The organism is Nitrobacter sp. 62-13 (genome assembly GCF_001896955.1).
Taxonomy (GTDB): Bacteria; Pseudomonadota; Alphaproteobacteria; order Rhizobiales; family Xanthobacteraceae; genus Nitrobacter.
Genome location: NZ_MKRN01000060.1, coordinates 1 through 2,301, shown reverse-complemented (window position 1 = coordinate 2,301; position 2,301 = coordinate 1). Strand labels below are relative to the sequence as shown.

The following is a 2,301-nucleotide window of genomic DNA, read 5'->3' as shown; positions in this document are numbered from 1 at the left end:
GCCTGTCGGAGCGGCTGATCGGCGAACTTCATGCGGCAATCGACGCAGCCGGCGCCGACCCGGCGATCCGCGCAGTCGTAATCGCCGCCGGCGGTTCGGCGTTCTCGTCCGGCCACGACCTCAAGGAGCTGACCGCGCACCGCGCCGATCCCGATCGCGGCCGCGCCTATTTCGCGCACGTGATGACGATCTGCAGCGCGATGATGCAGGCCATCGTCCAACTGCCGAAGCCCGTGGTCGCCTGCGTGCAGGGCGTCGCCACCGCGGCCGGTTGTCAACTCGTTGCGACCTGCGATCTCGCGGTGGCTTCGGAAAAGGCGCGCTTTGCGACGCCGGGTGTCGACATCGGCCTGTTCTGCTCGACGCCGATGGTGGCGCTGACCCGAAACATCGCGCGCAAGCAGGCCATGGAAATGCTTTTGACCGGAGAGCCGGTCGACGCCAGGGCGGCACAGCGGATGGGGCTGATCAACCGCGTGGTCGCCGATGGGCTTGAGCGCGATGCCGCACTGGAACTTGCGCAGAAAGTCGCGCGCAAATCGGCCTATGTGGTGAAGCTCGGCAAGGCCGCCTTCTACCGGCAGGCCGAAATGAACCTGGCTGACGCCTATCGTTACGCCGCCGAGGTCATGGCCGAGAACATGATGGCCCGGGATGCCGAGGAGGGCATCGGCGCCTTCATCGAAAAACGTGACCCGAAGTGGAAAGATCGATGAGGCTTGGTCCGCGCTAATCTAATAATGTTAGACAAGCAAAGCGCAGGCGTCATGCCCGGCCTTGTGCCGGGCATCCACGGTCTTGAGCATCAATCACGGAAAGACGTGGATGGCCTGGACAGGCCCGGCCATGTACCCAAAGAAAGCAGATTGACGTAAAGCATGAACCACGACACCTACGACGACAGCTACATCCGTGGAATCCTGGACAGCGTGAAGACCATCGCGATGGTCGGCGCCTCGCCGGTCAACGTGCGGCCGAGTTACTTCGCGTTCAAGTATCTCGCCGAGCGCGGATACGACATGATCCCGGTCAATCCGGGCCACGTCGGCAAGAGCCTGGTCGGCAAGCCCTTCGCTGCGTCGCTCAAGGACATCGGCCGTCCGTTCGACATGCTCGATATCTTCCGCTCTTCCAGCCACATCATGCCGATCGTCGAGGAGGCGCTGACGCTGTCGCCGCTGCCGAAGGTGATCTGGATGCAGCTTGGCGCGCGCGACGACGCGGCGGCGGCCAAAGCCGAGGCGGCCGGCATCAAGGTGGTGATGAACCGCTGCCCGAAGATCGAATATGGCCGCCTGTCGTCGGAGATATCGTGGATGGGCGTCAACTCGCGCACGCTGAGTTCGAAACGCGCGCCGATGCCCGTGCATGGCCAGCGGCTGTCGCTCAACCGCGTCAGCGTCGGCGGCGGCAGCACGCTGGCCGCCGACCGCGCCGCCAAGGACAGAAGCGACCCGGCGTGAGCGCATAAGCCTCCCTTCAGCCTTGCCGTGCCTCAAGGCCGCATGCCGAAACCGGCAAAGCCTTCCGTAGCGCCTTGACGGCGGCGCATGATCCCATCAGCATCGAAAACACTTTAGCGGAATGACCTCCGACCGAAACAGGACATGAGATGACCGATCGCATCCCCGGCTTTGCAACGCTTGCCGTCCACGCCGGCGCGCAGCCCGATCCGACCACAGGCGCGCGCACGACGCCGATCTATCAGACCACGTCGTTCGTCTTCAACGACGCCGACCACGCAGCGTCGCTGTTCGGATTGCAGGCCTTCGGCAACATCTACACCCGCCTCGGCAATCCGACCAACGCGGTGCTGGAGGAACGCGTCGCAGCACTCGAAGGCGGCACCGCGGCGCTGGCGGTGGCCTCGGGACACGCCGCGCAGGTCGTCACGCTTCAGCAACTCATGAAACCCGGCGACGAGGTCATCGCCTCGCGCAAGCTCTATGGCGGATCGATCAACCAGTTCACCCACGCCTTCAAGAGCTTCGGCTGGAACGTGGCGTGGGCCGACCCGGACGAACTTGAATCCTTCGAGCAGGCGGTCACGCCGCGAACGCGGGCGATCTTCATCGAATCCATTGCCAACCCGCGAGGTTCGATCACCGATATCGAGGCCGTCGCCGCGGTGGCGCGCAAGGCGAGAGTCCCCCTGATCGTCGACAACACGATGGCGAGCCCTTATCTCATCCGGCCGATCGAGCATGGCGCGGACATCGTGCTTCACTCGCTCACGAAATTCCTGGGCGGCCACGGCAACTCGCTCGGCGGCATCATCGTCGACGCCGGCACGTTCGACTG

General features: G+C 64.4%; 3 protein-coding genes. All 3 read left to right on the top strand.

Annotated features, from left to right (window positions below; translation table 11 throughout):
* On the top strand, positions 1–716 hold a 716-nt coding region (locus BGN91_RS06190), incomplete at its 5' end, for an enoyl-CoA hydratase (RefSeq protein WP_292611476.1).
* A gap of 162 nt (positions 717–878) precedes the next feature.
* The gene (locus BGN91_RS06185) at positions 879–1,463 is read left to right on the top strand and encodes a CoA-binding protein (protein WP_292611474.1); all 585 of its coding nucleotides are present in this window, start codon (positions 879–881) and stop codon (positions 1,461–1,463) included.
* A 149-nt stretch (positions 1,464–1,612) separates the two neighbouring features.
* Positions 1,613–2,301: aminotransferase class V-fold PLP-dependent enzyme (locus BGN91_RS06180; protein ID WP_292611472.1), on the top strand; the 689-nt coding region annotated here is incomplete at its 3' end.